The 19,613-nt window shown below is 35.7% G+C and carries 11 protein-coding genes, 7 tRNA genes and 1 other RNA gene; 6 read left to right on the top strand and 13 right to left on the bottom strand.

Going from position 1 to position 19,613, the window contains the following annotated elements; translation table 11 throughout:
• Window positions 1-4: 4 nt before the first annotated feature.
• The 13 genes from F3J23_RS00465 to rpsU form a co-directional block, all read right to left on the bottom strand.
• Window positions 5-1,246: a TolC family protein gene (locus F3J23_RS00465; protein ID WP_185156416.1), complete on the bottom strand. Its 1,242-nt coding sequence runs from the start codon at window positions 1,244-1,246 to the stop codon at window positions 5-7.
• 221 nt (window positions 1,247-1,467) lie between these two features.
• Entirely contained in the window at window positions 1,468-2,832 is a 1,365-nt protein-coding gene (locus F3J23_RS00460; protein WP_167022468.1) for an ATP-binding protein, read from the bottom strand.
• A gap of 5 nt (window positions 2,833-2,837) precedes the next feature.
• Complete coding sequence (locus F3J23_RS00455; protein ID WP_167022465.1) at window positions 2,838-3,518, bottom strand: response regulator transcription factor; 681 nt, start codon at window positions 3,516-3,518, stop codon at window positions 2,838-2,840.
• A gap of 354 nt (window positions 3,519-3,872) precedes the next feature.
• Window positions 3,873-3,944, bottom strand: a tRNA-Thr gene (locus F3J23_RS00450).
• Window positions 3,945-3,985: 41 nt separating this feature from the next.
• Window positions 3,986-4,058, bottom strand: a tRNA-Gly gene (locus tag F3J23_RS00445).
• 87 nt (window positions 4,059-4,145) lie between these two features.
• A tRNA-Tyr gene (locus F3J23_RS00440) sits at window positions 4,146-4,226 on the bottom strand.
• Between the two features lie 20 nt (window positions 4,227-4,246).
• Window positions 4,247-4,320 (bottom strand) — tRNA-Thr (locus F3J23_RS00435).
• Window positions 4,321-4,409: 89 nt separating this feature from the next.
• Window positions 4,410-4,482, bottom strand: a tRNA-Gly gene (locus F3J23_RS00430).
• An 88-nt stretch (window positions 4,483-4,570) separates the two neighbouring features.
• A tRNA-Tyr gene (locus tag F3J23_RS00425) sits at window positions 4,571-4,651 on the bottom strand.
• Between the two features lie 18 nt (window positions 4,652-4,669).
• Window positions 4,670-4,743 (bottom strand) — tRNA-Thr (locus F3J23_RS00420).
• Between the two features lie 109 nt (window positions 4,744-4,852).
• Complete coding sequence (locus F3J23_RS00415) at window positions 4,853-5,143, bottom strand: HPF/RaiA family ribosome-associated protein (protein WP_167022462.1); 291 nt, start codon at window positions 5,141-5,143, stop codon at window positions 4,853-4,855.
• Window positions 5,140-6,027 (bottom strand): tyrosine-type recombinase/integrase, encoded by an 888-nt coding sequence (locus F3J23_RS00410; protein WP_167024524.1) that lies wholly within the window; start codon window positions 6,025-6,027, stop codon window positions 5,140-5,142. The genes F3J23_RS00415 and F3J23_RS00410 overlap by 4 nt, the downstream gene beginning before the upstream one ends.
• A gap of 78 nt (window positions 6,028-6,105) precedes the next feature.
• Window positions 6,106-6,303 carry a 30S ribosomal protein S21 gene (rpsU, locus tag F3J23_RS00405; RefSeq protein ID WP_034687383.1) on the bottom strand — a complete coding sequence of 66 codons (198 nt, stop codon included), beginning with the start codon at window positions 6,301-6,303 and terminating at the stop codon, window positions 6,106-6,108.
• Between the two features lie 356 nt (window positions 6,304-6,659).
• Between rpsU and F3J23_RS00400 the strand changes: the two genes are divergently transcribed.
• The 6 genes from F3J23_RS00400 to F3J23_RS00375 all read left to right on the top strand — a co-directional run bounded on the left by F3J23_RS00400 (window position 6,660) and on the right by F3J23_RS00375 (window position 19,346).
• Window positions 6,660-9,800, top strand: coding sequence for a T9SS type B sorting domain-containing protein (locus tag F3J23_RS00400; protein ID WP_167022459.1), 3,141 nt, complete (start codon window positions 6,660-6,662; stop codon window positions 9,798-9,800).
• A 146-nt stretch (window positions 9,801-9,946) separates the two neighbouring features.
• Window positions 9,947-10,350: a transfer-messenger RNA gene (ssrA, locus tag F3J23_RS00395) on the top strand.
• A gap of 248 nt (window positions 10,351-10,598) precedes the next feature.
• A complete protein-coding gene (locus F3J23_RS00390) occupies window positions 10,599-12,206 on the top strand; it encodes a T9SS type A sorting domain-containing protein (protein WP_167022456.1) in 1,608 nt (535 codons plus the stop codon).
• A 17-nt stretch (window positions 12,207-12,223) separates the two neighbouring features.
• Window positions 12,224-15,487 carry an RHS repeat protein gene (locus tag F3J23_RS00385; protein WP_167022453.1) on the top strand — a complete coding sequence of 1,088 codons (3,264 nt, stop codon included), beginning with the start codon at window positions 12,224-12,226 and terminating at the stop codon, window positions 15,485-15,487.
• A gap of 5 nt (window positions 15,488-15,492) precedes the next feature.
• Window positions 15,493-18,918 (top strand): DUF6443 domain-containing protein, encoded by a 3,426-nt coding sequence (locus F3J23_RS00380; RefSeq protein ID WP_167022450.1) that lies wholly within the window; start codon window positions 15,493-15,495, stop codon window positions 18,916-18,918.
• Window positions 18,918-19,346: a hypothetical protein gene (locus tag F3J23_RS00375; RefSeq protein ID WP_167022447.1), complete on the top strand. Its 429-nt coding sequence runs from the start codon at window positions 18,918-18,920 to the stop codon at window positions 19,344-19,346. Before F3J23_RS00380 ends, F3J23_RS00375 begins: the two co-directional genes overlap by 1 nt.
• Window positions 19,347-19,613 lie beyond the last annotated feature (267 nt).

The raw sequence follows: 19,613 nt of genomic DNA, 5'->3' as shown, positions 1-19,613 counted from the left end.
GGTTTTAATAGAAGATTTTCGTTTGTACTAATTGATTAAGCTGTTCTGCGGACTGCATGATCTCATTCTTCATATCATAGATCTGAAGTGCTGTTTCACGATAACTGTCCATAAAGTCTGTAAATTCGATCAAGTTGACGTTTCCTTTTCTAAAATTGGTCAGCATTCCATTGTATACAAGATCCATATTTTGCAGATCTGTGGTTTTGATATCCAGAAGCTGGTCGTACTGTGCCTTCCAGGTTTTATAAGCAGACTGTACTTTGGTTTCGAGAGTCAGTTTCTGAAAATCTGCATTTTTCTGGTTCTGCTGAATGACATAATTTGCCTTTACCACATTTCCCTGGTTTACTCTCCAAAGCGGAAGAGGAATTCCCAATGTAAGATTGGCTTCATTATTAAAGGTACCTCCTGCCTGATCCCACGCTGCTCCTACATTCAGATCCGGAACGTTCAATGACTTCTGCCATTGAGCATATAATTTACTGTTATCAATTAATTTTAAATTATAACGGTAATCTGCATTATTTTCCAATGCTTTCTTTTTCAGTTCCTCTTCATCACCAAAAGGTTGTGCAACAAGTGCATCTTTCGCTTCGGCTTCTGATATCGTTGGTTCTATATCTTCTGTAATTCCTGTTAAAACTTTCAGGTTTTGTTCAAAATCAAGAATATTTTTACTGATTTCAAGTTTATCATGGTTCAGCTGAATCACAATACTCTGTAATCTCACGGCATCTTTAAGAGAAACATTTCCTTTTGCGGACTGCACACGATAGGCACTTAGGAGATCATTCATATATCCTAACTGCTTATTTGTATTTTCGAGTTTAAGTTTTTCGTAATACAGATTGAAATATGCCGAGCGGAGCTGAGACCGCAGATCAACAAGAAGCTGGGCAAACTGAAGCTGGGCAAGTTCTTTGTTGGATTTGGCAAAAGCAATTTCATTTTTCTTTTTGCCTCCCATATAAATTAGTTGAGTAATTCCAGCTCCTTTTGAATGTCCAACATCAAAAAACTTTTTTCCTTCGGGGTTATATGCATTAAACTGCCCGCTCAATTGCGGCAATTCCCAGATTTTAGCCTGTAGAATATCTGCATCAGCCATATTGATGTTGTATTGTTCGGCGAGCAGCTGTAGATTGTTCTTCTGAAAAGCTTCTTCGCATTCCACAAGAGACATTTGCTGTTGTGCCGCCATGAATGAGGAAACGGCAAGACACAGCACTGCAATTCTGTTCATTATTTTTCTTTTTAAAATACAAAATTGCTTTGATGCGATTAAAAGAAACTTAAATGAGCCTTAAAAAAATATTAAAATCTCCTTAAACAGGGCGTTTCAGATAGTACAAAACAAAAAATAAAATAAAAATTTTTCTCTATCTATTGAATTTTTGAATAAAATTTAATCTAGAGTTTAACAAAAAATGAGCGTTATTTTTCTAGAACAGAGAATGTTGAAATTTATTTTTTAAAAATAACGGTAAACCTGTTGATGTAGTCTGCCGGAGAAGAGTATAGAATTTCGGCATCATGGTATTCCAGAATTCTTTTAACAATTCTAAGCCCTAATCCTGAGCCTGCAATATTCTGTGAATTATTTCCTCTTGTAAACGCTTCAAATAATTTAGTTTGTTCTACTTCGGAAATGGTATTCCCATGGGAGATAACTTCTACAGAAAGATTATCATTTGTTTCAGTAATCAATACTTTCACTTCGATATCATCCGAATATACCGCAGCATTTTTAAAGAGATTAATAAAAACGATGATCAATAAAGATTGAATCCCTTTAATGGTAAGAAAAGCATTTTCAGAACTGTCTTCGGCAATTAAAAAATCAAGTTTAAGATCGGGATAGCTTTTTTCCACCCCTTCAAAAGCTTCAAAAATCACTTCATCAATCCTTACTTCTTCATAAATGGTCTGAATATTTTCTTTATCAAATTTAGTAAGCAGCAACAATGAATTCGTAAGATCAGACAATTGGTATACATCCCGTTGAATTTGCTGTAAAGAGGAAAGAGTTTCCGGAGAGTGTGCTTCAAATTTAATGAGATTTTCCAGTTGAAAAGCCATTCTTGTAATCGGCGTTCTGATTTCATGGGAAGCACTTGCTGTAAAATCCTTTTGCGACTGGAAAACATCATCCAGTCTTGCAATCATTGTATTAAAAGATTGTGCAAGAACACTGACCTCATCGCTAGACTGCTGAACGGGAATTTGTGTAGTCAGTTTATGCGCTGTAACCTCTGAAATCTCTTTATTAAGATCTTCTAAAGGACGAAGAAACTTTTCCACAAAGTAATAACTAAAAAACCCGATAAGAAGTGTACTCATCGCATAAGCTGTAATCAAAAGATATTTAAGGTATCCTAATTTTGATTTTCCATTGGTATCAAAAGCACTGGTAAGAATGTAATAGTTCTCTCCATTGATGTTTCTGAGTGCAGCATAGATCTCCGGAACAGTTTTTTCCGTATAAATAATTTTCTTTCTATCCAGCTCTTTCAGCATTGCGCTGTCCCAGGTCACATTTCTATCTTTAATGGTACTGTAGATAAGCTCTTTTTTCTCATTGAAAATTAAAATCTTTTCATTCAAAAGAATGTTGTCTGAATTTTCGTTAAAGAAAACAGGTGCTTCTTCTTCAAAATCTTTGGATTTAGAAATAAAATGGGTAGTAAACTCTAGCCTCTGTCTGAACCTCTCTTTAAATTCATCTCTTCTGAAATCGTTAAAAGATAAATAAATAACCGCCATCACCATTCCAAAAAGCAGTGAAAAGGCAATACTTATCGTTAAGGCAATCTTTCTCTTTAAAGACATTTATATTATAATGGACTTAGATAGTATCCAAAACCTGAACGTGTATGGATCAGTTTTATTTTAAAATCTTTATCAATTTTTTTTCGCAGAAAATTGATGTATACTTCCACGGTATTGGTATTGGTATTAAAGTTATGCTCCCATACATGTTCTGTAATCTGCTGTTTGGAAACCGTTCTTCCCTGTGCTTCCGCAAGATAAACCAAAAGCTGAAATTCTTTTAGTGTAAGAGTAATTTCATTCCCGCCACGATACACTTTCTGTTCTGTTTTGTTGATAATAAGATCATCAATTCTCAGGATATCCTGATCGGAGGTGTCGGAAGGTGTTTTTCTTCTCAAAAGAGAATTGATTCTTAGAAGCAGCTCTTCAAATTGAAAAGGCTTTACCAGATAATCATCCGCCAGCCTGTTAAAGGCATCTTTTTTATCTGAGATATCTCCATAAGCTGAGATGATAATGATTGGAGTATTTTTATCAAAAGAACGGATGGTTTGGCAAACATCCAGCCCATTTATTTTTGGAACATTAATATCAAGAAGATAAAGATCGTAAGTATTATTTTTAATCTGGCGAAGAAAAGTTTCCCCGTCATAGATTTTATCACAGTTAAAATGATTTGATTCTAAAAATCTGCAAAGTTCTGCAGAAAGTATGAGATCATCTTCTAATAAAAGAATATTCATCAAAATTTATTTTACACGAATTTAACGAAAATTTTTAGGATTACGATCCTAAAAATGGAGCGAAAGTTCTAAAACGTTATGCAGACAGGGGTTAAAATTTTAGAGTTATATTCCGGTACAATACAAGTTTGCTACTTATTTTTTGATCAATAAGTTTAACAGAATAATGAATTTTCAATTTTCAAAACAAGCTAAAACCTTATCACCACTGAATAGATCAATTGAAATAAAGAGTTTATTTTCTTAGCTGTTGTTTGAGATAGGTATGATCAAAATATCCGAAGTCTTCCGGTTTTTATATAGAATGAAAGTTTGGATAAAAAAAATTCCCGAAAGAAATTCGGGAGATTCGAGAGCCAACTACGGGACTTGAACCCGTGACCTCTTCCTTACCAAGGAAGCACTCTACCGCTGAGCTAAGTCGGCATCAATTAAAAAAATCACACTAATGAGCGTGATTTTTATTGAGCGGAAGACGGGGGTCGAACCCGCGACATTCAGCTTGGAAGGCTGACGCTCTACCAACTGAGCTACTTCCGCAATTTTGTTTCCAAAACTATTGGTAAACGCTGTGCAAAACTAAGAAAACTTATTTAATCTTGCAAGTTTTTTTTATAATATAAAATGTGGGGAGAGCAGGATTCGAACCTACGAAGCCGAAGCAACTGAGTTACAGTCAGTCCCATTTAGCCACTCTGGAATCTCCCCAGATATTTTATATTAAAATGAGCCTCCAGAGGGATTCGAACCCACGACCCCGAGATTACAAATCACGTGCTCTGGCCAACTGAGCTATGGAGGCATTTTAATAAAAGACTGAAACTGATAGAGAGACTCTACTCTACACATTTCAGTGTTAAAAAAAATCACCCTAAAAGTGTGATTTTATTGAGCGGAAGACGGGGGTCGAACCCGCGACATTCAGCTTGGAAGGCTGACGCTCTACCAACTGAGCTACTTCCGCAATTTTATTTCCAAAACCATTGGTAAACGCTGTGCAAAACTAAGAAAACTTATTTAATCTTGCAAGTTTTTTTTATAAAAATATAAAGTGGGGAGAGCAGGATTCGAACCTACGAAGCCGAAGCAACTGAGTTACAGTCAGTCCCATTTAGCCACTCTGGAATCTCCCCAAAAGTTTATATTTTATGAGCCTCCAGAGGGATTCGAACCCACGACCCCGAGATTACAAATCACGTGCTCTGGCCAACTGAGCTATGGAGGCAAATATAAAAAAGAATTCAAAAGATCGCTGTTCCTTTTTTGCGAGTGCAAATATAGAACGGATTTTTTGAATTCTCAAATTTTTTATGAACTTTTTTTAACTTTTTTTTCTATGCCATTTCTTTTTTCTTGATTAATAGCTTTTTAGCAGTATCAACGCAAAGATCCAGACTTTCTTCAAAACTTGTTGTTGTCTTTTTAACCACAATATCATCTCCCGGAACTGCTAAAATAATCTCGGCAGTTTTATTTGCTTTATCAGCATTATTTTCTACTTTCAAAAATACCTTGCACTCCTGAATTTTATCATAGAAGGTATCTAATTTGCTTACTTTTTTGTCGATGTGTGATTCTAGTGGTTCGTGTGGAGTTAAACCAATGGATTGTACTGAAATCTTCATAATTCTTCTTTTTTTGATGCTCGAGGATGAGCTTGATTAAACACTTTTTTCAATTGTTCAATATTAGCATTCGTATAGACCTGAGTACTGGCAAGACTGGAATGCCCTAATATTTTTTTTACTTTGGAGATCTCCGCCCCATTGTCCAACACGTGAGTAGCAAAGCTATGCCGTAGGATATGAGGACTTTTTTTTTCTTTCGTTGTTATAAGACTAAGGTACTTATTAACTACCACATAAACAAATTTTTCGCTGAGTTTTTTCCCTTTCTTATTGACAAAAAAACATGATTTATATTCTGTCTGCGGTTTCCTTATTTCCTGATAGGTTTTAAGAAGTTCAGACAGATCATCGGAGATGGGAATCACTCTTTCTTTGTTCCCTTTTCCAATGACTTTTAATTCATTTCCGTTTAAGTCAACATTCTCAAATATCAGGCCACAAAGTTCAGCTTTTCGTATTCCGGTCTGATAAAGCACCTCCATAATGCATTTTTCAAGCACGTCATGCACCTGTTCAAATACTTTTTCATTCAGATCCGCCATTTCTTCTTTGGACATAGGGATCTGTTTTTCAGCATAAAACTTAAGGGAAGAGATTCCTTCTGTGGGGGAAACTTTAATTTCTCCTATTTTTAAGAGAAAAAGAAAAAAACTTCGAAGTGAAGATAGTTTTCTGTTAATACTTCTTTTAGAAATATTGTTTTCACTCAGCTCAACAATAAAATTTCTGATCATTTTCTTGTCAGCTTTGGCTAAATTCTCGGAAGATTCTGTTCGAAGGTAGAAATAGGAAAAGTCTTCAAGGTCTTTTTTATAGCTTGTAATGGTGTGAGGAGAATATCTTTTTTCGAATTGAAGGTATTCTAAAAACTTTTCCAGCATCATGGGTATAAAAATAAAAATTCACTCCTCAAATATAAGAATTTAAGAAGTGAATTAATATATGGTTAAGAAAAAATCTTAAGCCTGTTCTTCTTTGCTAAGTGCTCTTTGTTTGTAAGCAGCTTTTAGCCTAGCTTGTCTTAAAGTCACAGAAGGCTTAATAAACTGTTGTCTAGCTCTTAATTGACGAACTGTACCTGTTTTATCAAATTTTCTCTTGTATTTTTTTAAAGCTCTGTCGATGGATTCACCATCTTTTACTGGAATTATTAACATATTTTACATCTCATTTTGGATTGCAAAAGTAATACAATTTCATTAAACAACAAAATTATATCACTTAAAATCACAATATTCAATTTTAATTTCATTAAAAAGCATTATAAACATAATAATCAAAAAGCAAAACAAGTAAAAAAGATTTATTATTTAAACCAAAAACAATAAATCATATAAAATAAATAGACAATACTTTAAATTATTCACATTTTGATTAAATTTACACGCTTAAAGTATTAAAAAATTGAATATGAGAACATAACATTTTCACAGCACTTTTATTGATCAAAACAGGATGAACTCATTTAATTAAAAACATTTCTTTAATACAACAACTCCTTTTTAAATTGAATATGGTAAAAAAATTACTTATTTTTCTGTCAGCAATACTTTATCTGTCTCTTGCCGCTCAGGAAGACTGCATTTCCGCTGTTACTGTATGTGGAAATTCTAATATCAACTATACCCCATCAGGAATAGGAAATATTAACGAAAACCTTGGAGGATGCCTTTCTAATGAAAATCATTCTGTCTGGTATAAATTTACTATAGCCACCAGCGGCACGCTTACTTTTGACATTACTCCCACCGGACCTGTGGATTACGACTGGGCCGTTTACGGTCCTAATGTAACCTGCTCCAACAGAGGGACTCCAATCCGATGTAACGCTTCCGGAGATTTCGGTGCAACCGGATTGAATATGACCAGCACCCTTACATCCGTACCTGGTGGACTTGGCAACCCCAGATACTGCAAATACATGGATGTACTTGCCGGACAAACTTATTATTTATATATAGACAACTGGTCAACTACTGTTTACACATTCAATTTAACGTGGGGAGGAACCGCAACATTTGCGTCCCCTTTCAACAACTCCTCTAATGCACCTAATCCATTCATTCCTCCCGGAACATCGGGAACCACTCCTGGTTCACCGAGAGAAATAAGTATTTGCGGAAATACGACCTCTTTTGATTTTAGTACCCTCTCTGCAGGAATACTCAACGGAAATCCCAATTTCACTGTAAACTATTTTAATAGTGCCAATAATGCAACAACGGGAAGCAATCCTATCACCACTCCAATTACTGTAAATACTACAAATACTTATTATTATAGTATCAGCTATCAGGACCCAGCCAATCCAAACAATACCGCTAATGCCTGCAGGCAGACTAATGCCATTATTTTCAAGAACAAAAGCATCACATCTGCTATTACCGCCTCCTCCACAACCTTATGTTCAGGAGGAACTATTACACTCACCTCAAACAACACTACAGGAAATACCTGGTCCACAGGAAGCAATGCACAATCTATCAATGTAACAACTCCCGGGACCTATACCCTGACCACCACAAACGGAACCTGTACAAGCACCCCTGCTACCATAACAATTACAGCAGAAAATGATCCTAATGTTCAGATTGCAGGAAACCTGATTCTTTGTGAGTCAGCCAGCACTCAGCTCACCGCCTCAGCCAACGGAACCGGGAACAGCTATGTATGGTCTACAGGCGTCACAACGCCTGTCATTTCAGCTGCAGCACCTGGCACTTACTCTGTAACGGTAAAAACACCGGCAGGATGTCAGTATCAGAAATCAGTCGTTGTTACTCAGGGAATTGTTCCCGTGGTTCAGAATTCCAGTTTAAATCAATGCTCTAATTCATCAACAGCAACTTTTGATCTGACTTCTTCCCAAAATGCTGTCAGTACAACTTCAGGTGTTAGTTTTGATTATTATGTTTTACAAGCAGACGCAATTGCAGGAAATTCAAATATCATTACGAATCCACAGGCCTATACATCAGGAAATGCAACTATCTATGTGAGAATAAAATCGTCCACATGTTCGAAGATTGCCACACTCCAACTTTCTGTAAGCCTGCTCCCTACTCCTATTATTTCTACTTCCTCAAATGTACTATGTAACGGCAATAGTATCACTTTAACATCTAGCCTTCCAACAGGAAATCTATGGTCTACGGGTGCCACAACGCAATCCATCATCGTTAATACCCCCGGAACATATACTTTAACAGGCAGTAACGGGAATTGCACCAGCAATCCGGCCAGCATTACTATTGCAGCCGGCACTGACCCCAATGTTCAGATTACAGGAAATAGCACATTCTGTCAGGGACTTTCTACTACGCTTACCGCAACTGCTGCAGGCACCGGAAATACTTTTTCCTGGTCTAATGGTGTAAATACCGCTACCAATACAATTACTGCTCCGGGAGTTTATACTGTAACAGTGGCTACTCCTATAGGATGTCAGTATCAAAAATCCATAACTGTAATAATGGACCCATCCATTATTGTCAATATCAATCCTCCAGCATCAATTACTTGTACAACTTCACAAATCACGTTAAATGCCACCAACTCCATTTACCAACCAGGAGCTACGTTCTTATGGACAGCATCCGGTGGAGGAAATATCGTTTCTGGAGGTAACACTCTCACTCCAATCATTAACAGCCCCGGAACTTATACTCTAAAAATCACCAGTGCTAATCCACTTGGATGTGTACAACAATCCTCTGTCACTGTCATAGAAAACAAAACCGCTCCTACTATTATACTTTCAGCTCCTAAACTTACAATATGCAAAGGTGAATCTGTAATCATAACTGCAGCCGGAGCAGCAACCTATATATGGACCAATCTTCCGGGAACAGGAAATACACAAACTGTCACTCCTACATCAGACACTACCTATTCGGTAACCGGCACAGGCGCAAACGGCTGTACTGCCACAGCAAGCATCACCATAAAAGTTGTTCCTGAAATCACTTCAACATTACAAGATATTGAAGTATGCAAAGGAGATAAGGCAACTCTGGATGCCGGCTCCGGCCCTAATTACACTTACAAATGGAGCAATGGCGCAACCACCCAAACCATCAGTGTGGATATAGCAGATACATATACTGTCATCATCAGCAACGGATATTGTTCTAAAACTTTTAGTGCAACACTTTCTTATATTCCAACTCCACAAATTCTGGAGGTACAATATAAAGATCCTGTTTTAACAATTATTGCAAAAAGCAATGGAAATACTCCTATGGAATATTCTATTGACGGAGAAGTCACCTGGCATTCTTCTAATGTTTTCAATAATGTGCTTAAAAACACACAGTATTCTGTATCTGTACGAAGCAAGGGAGCAACGTGCTATTCCAGTACGGAATATTACACCTTTTTCCTTGCCAATGTTATTACTCCGAATTCCGATGGTATTAATGATCATCTTGACTTCAGTATCATCAGTAAATACGGAAACTTTGATGGCAGTATATTTGACAGGTATGGCAAAAACGTTTTTAAAATCACCTCAAAAGATCCTATCTGGAACGGAACCTACCTCGGTAGAGCATTACCTACCGGAACTTACTGGTATAAATTATCATGGGAAGACCGATGGACAAAAAAGCCAACGGAGTTATCAGGTTGGGTACTCTTAAAAAACAGAGAGTAAGATTTAAAAGTACCGGTACAATGTATCGGTATTTTTATTATTGACTGAATTAAAAATTCTGCATGAACATTATTATTTAAAAAAGCTATGAACAGTATGAACGGTATTTGAACAAAATATTTTATCTTTGCATTCACTTTATTCATGGGGTTGACTGGTTTCGACAGCAAGACCAATGGGTAAGTAAGCATGCAGAGAACCGTAGCGCGATCTCTATAATCCCTTGCTGCAAAATTTTAACTGGCAACGAAGAGTTCGCTCTTGCAGCTTAATAATCGAAGTATAGTAGATTCAAGCGTTTTCCTGAAGATTTCAGTAAGGAAGCAAGATATTCCACAAATGCTCTGTTCTGCGGCGTTTGATTCTGGGATATAGGAATGCGGAAATAAGGCTTTAGAAGCTTCGGCTAAAGCACGAAAATTTTAGAAGATAAGCTGGAAGTTGGGTGTCTGCTCTCTGCCTCCAGTCGAAAACCAATAGTAGAATAAGCATGTAGAAAGCTTATGTATTGCTTGTTTGGACGAGGGTTCGAATCCCTCCAACTCCACTTTTTAAACTAAAGAGAATTTGTAAATTATTGATTTTTAAATAATTACATCTTCTCTTTTTTGTTTTTGTGTCCAAAAATTAAATTTACCAACTATTTTCTTTCAGTCATTTCACAACAAAACAAGACACTAAAAAGTGACAAAACTCATATAAGACTCCCTTATAGTGAGACATTTTTACGTATTAAAAAATATTAAATTCGTAACGTTTAAAAGAACTGATAATAATTAACTCAAAATAAACACGGGAATGAAAAAAATCTATCTCTGTGCATTTACGTTATGTACAGTCTTGGGCGCAAGTGCCCAGGAAGTGGTTTGGCAGAAAGATATCAAATCCTCTACCCAGGATTTCCTTTCACAGGTCACCACCACTATCGATCAGCAGTATCTTATCACCGGAAGCGCCATACAGTCAGGAAGAGGGAAGCAGGAGGCTGGAACTAAACCAAACAACGGTTACGATTTCCATTTAGTTAAACTCAACCAGCAGGGAGACCAGGCCTGGGAAAAATATTTCTCAGGATCTAACCATGATTACCTGTCAGCCACCGTTACCACTCAGGATGGCGGCTTTCTACTAGCCGGAACCTCTTACTCCGGAAAAGGATTAGATAAAAAAGAAGAATCCAAAGGTGGTTCCGATATCTGGCTGATCAGAATCAATGAATTCGGCGATGAATTATGGCAGAAAACATTAGGAACCCCTTCCGATGAAGAAGCCAGAGCTGTTATTCAAACCACCGACTTAGGATTTTTTGTAGCCGGTAATGTACAAAACGCTTCAAAAGGCTATGGATCCAAAGATGTCTGGATCACAAGACTCGACAAAAACGGAAAAGAGCTCTCTCAATTAACTTTAGGCGGAAAAGGGTTGGATGAAGTCGAAAAGATGATTCCTACAAAAGATGGCGGAGCCTTACTGGGAGTTTATTCCAGAAGTTCTGAGGTGAAGGCGGGAAGCGGGGAGCAGGATGCTGGAAGCAGTGCGAAGCTTGTCTCTCATTCCAAAGTCAGCAGCAATTTCGGGGAAGGCGATTACTGGATTATCAAACTGGATAAAAACGGCAAAGTAGAATGGGAAAAGAACTTCGGAGGCAAAGGAGATGACCATCTAAGAACACTGGCATTAACTTCAACAGGTTACCTTGTTGGAGGAGAATCCAGATCCGAAAGATCCGGCAATAAAACAGTAGGCATTGAAGAAGGCACAGACCTTTGGCTGATTTCCTTAAACGAAAGAGGAGAAGAACAGTGGCAGAAATCCTACAACTTCAAGAACCGAGATGTCCTGATGGGAATGAATGTGATCAGCGGGGAGCAGGAAGATGGAAGCCGGAGGTCAAAAGGTATTCTGTTGGGAGGTTATACCCAGGCAGAAGGAAGAATAGAGAAAGATGATGAAACCTTCTGGATGCTGTATTTAGACCAAAATGGAAACGAACAGTGGAGAAAGCACATCGCCGGAGAATCAAGAAAAAAGGAGGAAAGACTTTCCGATTTAAAATTAAACCGTGATGGCTCCATCATTTTAGCAGGAACGAGTGCAGAAGAGTTAGGCAAAGAAAACTGGAAGATTGTAAAGCTTGGAGACAAACAAGTAGATCAGCTAATTGAAAAATATGATATTAAGATCTACCCGAACCCTGTATCCGATTATGCGTATGTAGAAATCGGCTTTGATTTCAAAGAGGCAGATATTCTGTTGTATGACATGAGTGGAAGACAGATCCAGAATCTGAAAACAAAGAATAAAGTGACAAAGATTAATACGCAGGCTTTGGTACAGGGAGCCTATTTAATTACGATAAAGACGGATACGAATAAAACAGCAAATGCTAAGCTAATCAAAAAATAAGAATAGAAAATAAAGCTATGAATAAAAGTATAATATTTTTTTTGTTTTTTACAACAAGTGCAGTCCTTTGTAAAGCGCAGACCTATTGGCTGGACATGCAAACCATAAATGCTAACAGGCCTAAGGTAAGCAAACCAGAAGCTAGTGGACTAACTGACTTCAAAATTTCCGATCAGCAGGTTGATTTGAGTACAGGAACTATAAATCCATCACTAGCCATTACAGATATCTCAACTAAATCCCTAAGCGAAAATGTAACTTTAATATACGATAAGGGAAAAGGAATAAGAGTAAACGACATTGCTTCAGACGCAGGTTTGGGGTGGGAAGTACAAGCTGGAGGATATATTACCCGTAAAGTTAATGGCTTTCCTGATGACATTAGCATATATACCAATGCAGCAGTAGGTGTTGCAGGTACAATAAGTACTCCCATGCCAAATAAACAGAAAAGCATCAATGGCTGGCTGGATTATGCCAACTGGAATCCTAAAATTTTTGCAACACCTTATAACGGAACTTTCATAATGGCTGAAACGCCCTATAATAATCAGTCACTTGGAGGGGCAATTCAAGGACTTGCTATGAATATCAAGAATGATATTAATGTTGATAAATTCCGTTCGCTTCTCGCACAGCCTGTTGCTGGACCCGCTCCTAATATCTCAAATGGATATCTTATTGCTGATTTGGCAGCTATGCTTGGAGTAGGTTGGCAAATTCTTAATGTTGATGGCGAACCTGATGAGTTTTACTTTAAAATAGGGAAATATTCGGGTAAGTTTGTTTTTGACGGGAATAGAAATCCTGTTACCATTCCCTATATTCCCGGATTAAAAATAAAGTCACCTTTTGGTTCCACAGATAACAAATGGATTATCACTACTCCAGAGGGAGTAGTCTATACTCTCCCGAATACACCTGAATATACAGAAAAACTCTACAGCGAAACGGAAACTACTCCAGAGCATGATGACAGTTGGGGAGTCCATACTCCTGACAGGAATGAAGGGATTGACGCTAATGAATATACTTCTAAATGGTATGTAAGTAAAATGGAAGGTGTAAGTGGAGATTATATAGATTATAAGTACGAAACCTTACCTGATCTTATTTATAGTGAAAAATCATTTATAAAGCAAAAATTCTTTCCTGGATGGGGATTCACAATAAATCCACCAAATTATTTTATATATTCAGGAGATCCAGGTTTTACAGAACGTGAACTCCCTAGAAATACAGACTTTAAACTGAAATCACCAAAAAGAATTTCTGCGATCACTACATCAGATCAAAATAAAATCACCCTTATTTACAATGGACTTGAAAGGCAGGATATTAACCAGAGCCAGAATGGAAATAACAAAAGAAAAAGTCTTTCATCTGTAGAAAAATACGATTTTAATAATACTAGAATTTCAAAAATGGAATTTCTCCAGTCGTATTTTACAGGATCCTGCAATGATTATACATGTAAAAGATTAAAACTAAACACTCTTAAATTAATAGGAAGATCAAACGATCAGATTGCTTCAACAGATTTTGAATATAACATGTCTGAAGCACTTCCCTCTCGAAATGCTTTTCAACAGGACTTCTGGGGGTACTTCAATGATAATACCGCAATGACATTAGTTCCAGAAGTAATAAGCACATCCTATGGCTATAATTATTCTGGTGCCAATAGAAGACCTTCTGAGAACAGAACAAAAGCAGGAATACTTACCAAAATTATTTATCCGACCAAAGGGAGTATATCTTACGAATATGAACTTAACGACTTTAATACAGGTGGAGCGTCATATATCACTAATAATAAAACTGGCGGGCTTCGTATTAAGAATATCATTAAAAAAGAAAATAGCCAATCCCTGCCAATTACTACTGCATACAAATATCTTCTTCCTAATGGGCAGACCAGCGGAGAGATCCATCCGGAACTTCTTCAAGTGGCTGCTTCTTTCAATAATAATGGAGCTGGAAGACTGACTGAAATTCAAAAGATTACAGTAAATGAAAACAATGGCAACAGAAGTAGATATATGGTTATATATTCTAGTCCAAAATACATGTACACAGATGATCTGATAAGGTATTCAAGAGTAGTTGCTGAGACTGATGGCAAAGGAAAAAAAGAATATACATTAAGTGCTTTTTCCACAAATCCTGATGATAATAAAGTAGGAAAATCATGGAAAAATGCTGGTGTAAGCAATGGAGGGTTCATTCTTGATCCGTTGTATTTTTCACCATATTTCTCAAAATATGATACTTGGCCTGCTCCTACTATTCATCATCCGGATAAAAGTTATATGAGAGGATTGATCTTAAATATCAAGGAGAAAGATAATAACGGAATACTTTTAAAAGAAATAGATAACCATTACCAAATTAATCCATCTGGATTCACCCCCGTAAATGTTTACTCTTTAGGAGTTAGTTCAAGTGATATATTCCTTGCGGAAAATTCTGAGGTTAGCAAAATAAGCTATGAAGTCAGCAAATTTACTGGAGATTACGTATTTATGAATGATTCCACAGTCAAAGATTATCAAAACACGAGCAATACAATTATAAGCTCATTGGAAAATAATTCATTTAACAGCCTATGCTTCTTATCCGATAAAAATGTCAAATACTCAGATAATAACCTGATGGAGGTTAAATATAAATATCCTACTGATAAACAAATCAACAAACTGATCCTAGCCAATATAATAAGTGAGCCAGTAGAAACAGAAGTGAAGAAAAATGGGACAACCATAAGTAAGCATGAAATAATATATGACAATTCTTCTCATATATATCCAAGTTCAATTCTGGTGACGGATCTTATAGGGAATACTACAACTGAAATCACATATGATCAATATGATGCCAAAGGAAATTTAGCACAGTATACAGATAAGAATGGGTTAACTACATCCATTATCTGGGGATACAAAAAGAGCCAGCCTATTGCGAAAATAGAAGGCGCTAAATTAGCAGATATTCAGCAGTCACTCATTGACTTGATTGTTAATGCTTCCAATACAGATGCATTAGCTGTTGTAAACAATGATGAGACTTCATTTTTATCTGATTTGAATACCTTTAGAAATTCTTTATCTAATTATCAGATCACAACCTATACCTATGATCCATTAATTGGAATAAGAAGCATTACTTCACCTTCAGGAATTAGAGACAGTTATATATATGATTCTACGGGCAGACTTGAGAAAATAGTAGATGTTAATGGTCAGATAGTAAAGGAAATGAAATATAACTATAAAAACTAAACACGATGAAAAAACTCATAATACCCCTAGGAGCCTTACTTCTGTCCAATCTGGCATACAGCCAGCTTACTACACTTCCTAATACAGAAAACTATGTTCAGACTAAGACTTATCTGGATTATAATGGGACATCATCTACAAAATCCTCAGAAACAGTACAGTATTTTGATGGATTGGGGAGATTAAAACAGATTGTCAATATAAAAGCATCTCCGTTAGGACGCGATGTTGTAACACCTATCGAATACGATCAGTTCGGCAGGCAGGCAAAAGATTATCTTCCTATTCCGCAATCAGGAACTACGAATGGAGCTATTGTTTCTAATCCACTAGGAAATGTTTCATCAGTTTATGGATCGGAAAAGATATATGCAGAAAAAGCACTGGAAAACTCACCTCTAGAGCGTATCCAGCAACAGATACAAATGGGAAATGACTGGAGTAACAAACCTGTAAAATTCGGATACGATGCTGTTACTGTAGTAGATAGGGTGCGAAAATTCACTACAGTTACCTCATGGGAAAACGGAGCAACTAAATCCGTTTTAGGTGAGAACTGGCTCTATACGGATGGGCAATTGTACAAAAACTCTGTAAAAAATGAAGATCAAAATGAAACCATTGAATTCAAGAATGGGCAAGGGCAGCTTATTTTAGCCAGAAAAGTAATCAATGTAGATGAGTATGCTGATACATATTATGTCTATAATGAGTTTAATCAGCTTGCTTTTATTATTCCACCATTAGCAAGCATTCGTGGTGATATTGCCACTAATGTAGTAAAACACGACGAACTATGTTATCAATATCACTATGACACAAAAGGAAGACTTGTGGAAAAGAAACTCCCAGGAAAAGGATGGGAATTTATGATATATGATAAACAAGATCGATTAGTGGCTACCCAAGATGCTGAATTAAATAAGAAAGGACATTGGCTGTATACTAAATATGATCAGTTTGGAAGGGTTGCTATTACTGGGATTAGTACTGGTGGCTCAAGATCATCTGAACAGACTTTGGCAGATCTTCAGAATTCAAATAATGTAAACAGAATAAATACTGTTTTTTTTAATAGACAAGGTATGGATGTTTATTATAATAATCCCGAAAACACCTATCCTAAATCTCCGACTTGGGTTACTTTATTGTCTTTAAATTATTATGATTCTTATCCAGGGTATAGCTTCAATCCTTCTTTTCCAACAAATATTCAAGGAGAACCTGTTTTGACTGAAACTCCCACAGCAGATGGAAGAAGTACCAATGGACTTTCTGTTATGAGCCTTGTAAAGAATGTTGAAAATGATAACTGGACTAAGGACTATATCTATTATGACAGGAAAGTAAGAGCAATTGGAAATTATTCTATCAATCATCTAGGAGGCTATACCAACACAGAATCAAAACTGAATTTTTCAGGAGCTGCTCAAACTGTTGTAACCCGGCATAAAAGGTTGAATACAGATAATGAAACCGTTATTATTGAAAATTTTGAATATGATGATCAAAATAGATTATTATTACACAAGCATAAAGTAAACAATAATCCCATTGAAATTTTAACTCAAAATAATTATAATGAGCTTTCTCAGCTTGAAAATCAAAAAGTAGGAAATAACATACAGGATATCATCTACACTTATAATATTAAAGGCTGGATGACACAAATTAATGACCCTTCTAATCTAGGAACGGATCTATTTGCCTATAAGTTGAAATATCAGCAGCCAGAAAGCCCTTCCGGATTAGCAAAGTTTAATGGGAATATATCTGAAATTGATTGGAAGACTGCAAACGATGGCATTTTAAGAAGATATACTTACCAATATGATGCTTTAAACAGACTACAGACAGCAAAATATCAAAAGCCAAATTCATCTGTAATAGAGACAAATGCTTATAATGAGAGTGTAACATATGACCTTAACGGGAATATTCAAACATTATTAAGGTTTGGAGGAACAGATAACAATTCGGGAATGAAGATCGATGATATAAATTATACTTATGAAGGAAATCAACTTGTAGATATTTGGGATTCTAGTGGTAATTCTTTAGGTCTTGACGGAGGAGATACAATGGCATATGATGCAAATGGCAATATGGTCAAAGACGCAGCACATCTTATTGATAATATTAATTATAACCATTTAAATTTACCCAATTTAATTGAAAAACAGATTGAATATTTTGAGTACATTTATTCTGCAAATGGAACAAAATTAAGCTCATTTCATAATATTACTGAAATTGGTCAAATTATATATACAGAATATTTAGATGGATTTCAGTATAAAGATGAGGTCCTACAATTTGTACCTACAAGTGAAGGATATTATAGTTTTACTGATAATAAATATGTTTATAATTATAAAGATCACCTGGGCAATATAAGACTAAGTTACACCAAAAATGGATCTGAAATGCAGATTCTGGAAGAGAATAATTATTATCCATTTGGCTTGAAACATACAGGATATAATTCTTCTGCAAATAACTCTTCTTATAATTATAAGTATAATGGGAAAGAACTTTTAGCTACAGGGTTCTATGATTATGGAGCAAGAATGTATATGCCTGATATTGCAAGATGGGGTGTTGTGGATCCACTAGCCGAAAAAATGACCAGACACAGCCCTTACAATTATACTTTTAATAACCCTGTTAATTTCATTGATCCAGATGGAAGAGAAGGCTTAGGATGGGGATTGAAAAATGGAGTATGGCATTTTGTAGAAGGAATGCAAAAAGGAGATGATACATACAAAACTGGAGGCTATACAAATTTTGCATCAGACGGTTCAACAATTGAAAGCGGAAGTATTAACGGAGGTCCCTTTGCAGCTGTATATTTAGGATATTCAGCCAATGATGTGGCTTATAGTGAAAATAATTTCACAAATTGGAATTATCGTCATGGAAACGAATATGATACACGAAATGAAGCTTACCTTGCATGGCAATCAAACCCTAATTATTATGTTGGTGAGGATTTTTGGAGTAGAACATTTAGAACAATGGGATTTGCCTTTAGAGAAGCAAAGTTAGACATGGCAGATGGTCTCACATTTGTTAATGAGGCCAGAGCTGCTAAACTTTCATTGTCTGCAAAAATTGCAGCAGAAGCAAGTGAACAAGGATTTAAAAGTATTAACAAGGGAATCAATCCTGAAATTGTAGCTAAGTATTTACAAGAAATGGAAAACAATTCTTTTACTAAATTTCGAGGAGTTGGAGGATATGAACACGAGGGAATACGATATTTTAACGAAGGAAATCATAGAATGAATGCAGCCATTCAGTATAAAATAAAAACTGGTGATTATAAATATATGGATGCACTTATGAAACACTCTAAATTCGATAAATTAAATCCCCTGCAATATCATCAAAAGGTCTATAAATTCCCTGTAAAACCATCAAGATAATGAATAAAATATCCACAATAACTCTACAGGAAATACAAACCTTAGAAAATAAAAATGAATATATTTTTGTAAATTTTGCTTATACACAATCTCTGAAAATAAATTACTTTTATGATGAAATAAAAAAAAGTGAGAGAAATAAATTAATTAAACTTTTTAATCAATTAACAGATATTGAAATTAGAGTAGATGATACTTTGGGCAAATTACACATAGTCTTGCTTAAGCTATTAATAAATGGAAAGCAAAATAATATTGTTATTAGCACTATTGGCTTCCATATGATATCATTTGAATTTTTAATTAATAATTTTAAAAAAATCTTTAATAACTTAAATGGTCTTGAAAATAAGAATTTAATTATTGTAGAATGCAATATTAACAATCAAGAAGACATTAAATACCTTGAAGAATATTTTAATGAATAATATTAAATGCTACCTATTTATAGTGCTTCCAAAAGTTTAGACCAAATTAAATAATCTTTGATTATAAAGAGCCCGATATTTTATCGGGCTCTTTCTTTTTAAATTAAGTCTTATGCTGCCATTATTTTAGTAGTTAAATATGGATGTATTTCTTCTTTTAATTTCTATATAGATTTGAATTTTTTCAGATAAAACATTTCCAGAAGAATATATTGATTTTTTATAAAGCCAAAACCCCACCTCATATGCAAAACTGACCTTCCCATT

The sequence above is a fragment of the Chryseobacterium sp. Tr-659 genome (assembly GCF_011752975.1).
In the GTDB taxonomy this organism is placed as follows: Bacteria; Bacteroidota; Bacteroidia; order Flavobacteriales; family Weeksellaceae; genus Chryseobacterium.
The sequence above is the reverse complement of the archived record's forward strand: the minus strand, read 5'-3'. Positions and strand labels throughout refer to the sequence as shown.

Bases quoted from the DNA above. Each gene is read 5' to 3' on its own strand.
- F3J23_RS00465 (WP_185156416.1), bottom strand. From the start codon at position 1,246: ATGAACAGAATTGCAGTGCTGTGTCTTGCCGTTTCCTCATTCATGGCG.
- F3J23_RS00460 (WP_167022468.1), bottom strand. From the start codon at position 2,832: ATGTCTTTAAAGAGAAAGATTGCCTTAACGATAAGTATTGCCTTTTCA.
- F3J23_RS00455 (WP_167022465.1), bottom strand. From the start codon at position 3,518: ATGAATATTCTTTTATTAGAAGATGATCTCATACTTTCTGCAGAACTT.
- F3J23_RS00415 (WP_167022462.1), bottom strand. From the start codon at position 5,143: ATGAAGATTTCAGTACAATCCATTGGTTTAACTCCACACGAACCACTA.
- F3J23_RS00410 (WP_167024524.1), bottom strand. From the start codon at position 6,027: ATGCTGGAAAAGTTTTTAGAATACCTTCAATTCGAAAAAAGATATTCT.
- rpsU (WP_034687383.1), bottom strand. From the start codon at position 6,303: ATGTTAATAATTCCAGTAAAAGATGGTGAATCCATCGACAGAGCTTTA.
- F3J23_RS00400 (WP_167022459.1), top strand. From the start codon at position 6,660: ATGGTAAAAAAATTACTTATTTTTCTGTCAGCAATACTTTATCTGTCT.
- F3J23_RS00390 (WP_167022456.1), top strand. From the start codon at position 10,599: ATGAAAAAAATCTATCTCTGTGCATTTACGTTATGTACAGTCTTGGGC.
- F3J23_RS00385 (WP_167022453.1), top strand. From the start codon at position 12,224: ATGAATAAAAGTATAATATTTTTTTTGTTTTTTACAACAAGTGCAGTC.
- F3J23_RS00380 (WP_167022450.1), top strand. From the start codon at position 15,493: ATGAAAAAACTCATAATACCCCTAGGAGCCTTACTTCTGTCCAATCTG.
- F3J23_RS00375 (WP_167022447.1), top strand. From the start codon at position 18,918: ATGAATAAAATATCCACAATAACTCTACAGGAAATACAAACCTTAGAA.